Source organism: Schaalia naturae (assembly GCF_042665795.1).
Taxonomy (GTDB): domain Bacteria; phylum Actinomycetota; class Actinomycetes; order Actinomycetales; family Actinomycetaceae; genus Pauljensenia; species Pauljensenia naturae.
In genome coordinates this window covers 1-1,269 of record NZ_JBHTEF010000005.1, presented here as the reverse complement: position 1 = coordinate 1,269, position 1,269 = coordinate 1, and the positions used below count along the sequence as shown (strand labels likewise).

At 64.4% G+C, this 1,269-nt stretch carries 1 protein-coding gene; it reads left to right on the top strand.

The window, feature by feature from the left end; translation table 11 throughout:
* Positions 1 to 95 precede the first annotated feature (95 nt).
* Positions 96 to 1,259 carry an IS4 family transposase gene (locus ACFQWG_RS14055; protein WP_014327105.1) on the top strand — a complete coding sequence of 388 codons (1,164 nt, stop codon included), beginning with the start codon at positions 96 to 98 and terminating at the stop codon, positions 1,257 to 1,259.
* The last annotated feature ends 10 nt before the right edge of the window (positions 1,260 to 1,269 follow it).

Genomic DNA, 1,269 nt, shown 5'->3' with positions numbered 1-1,269 from the left:
GCCTGGGTGAATCGAAATGTCGCAGGTGCATGCCCCGTCAGACGGGGATTTTCCGTCTACCTTCTGGTTGTCGAGACTCAGAAAGAGGACGGGGCATGCGTTTCACATCTAGCATTCTTGGCAAGCTGGTTGAACCGATCAATCGGCGCGGCTTCCAGAGGATTGTGGATGATCACGACGCCGACGCCTACGACAAGGCGTTCAGGAGCTGGGATCATCTGATGGTGCTGATCTATGCCCAGTTGAGCGGCGCGGCGAGCCTGCGCGGCCTGGAAGCCGGCTGGAACGCCAACAGCCAGCACCACTATCACCTCGGCAGCGGCCGGCTGCGGCGCTCGACCCTTGCCGATGCCAACGCCCGCCGCCCGGTTGCCGTCTTTGCCGAGACCTTCGCCCGGCTGGCCGGCCAACTCGACCGGCAGGCGCGCCGCGACGGCCGGGCCATGCTGCGGCTGATCGATTCCACCCCGGTGCCGCTCGGCAAGCTGTGCGGCTGGGCCAAGTCGAACGGCCGCATCCGCGGCATGAAGATGCATGTCGTCTACGATCCCGACAGCGACTGCCCGCGCCTTCTCGACATCACCGATGCCAATGTCAACGACGCCCAGATCGGTCGCACCATCGCCATCGAGAGCGGCGCCACCTATGTCTTCGACAAGGGCTATTGCCACTACGGCTGGTGGACGGCGATCGCTGAGGCCAAGGCGGTCTTCGTGACGCGTCCGAAGTCCAACATGGCCCTCAAGGTGATCCGCAAACGGCGCCTCAAGGTCGCCGAGGGCGACGGCTTCACCGTCATCGACGACGCCACCGTGCGCCTCGCCAGCAAGGGCGATTCCAAGCTGCCGATGCCGTTGCGCCGCCTCACCGTCAAGCGCGCCGATGGCGACACCATCACCCTGCTGACCAACGATCGCAAGCGCTCCGCCGTGGCCATTGCGGCGCTTTACAAGGGCCGTTGGCAGATCGAGCTGCTGTTCCGCTGGATCAAGCAGCATCTCAAGATCCGCAGCTTCCTCGGCAACAACGACAACGCCGTCCGCCTGCAGCTCTTCGCCGCGATGATCGCCTATGCGCTGCTGCGCATCGCCGCCCGCCTCCATCGCGTCGCCATGCCGATCCTGCGCTTCACCGATCTCGTCATGCACTGCCTCTTCGAGCGCCGCGACATCGCCGCCATCGAGCGGCCGCCGCCCGTCAATCCGAGCCGATCAAAACCGAAAACCAACCCAAACCAGATGGCTTTCGTCTATGGCTGAACTTTCCCCG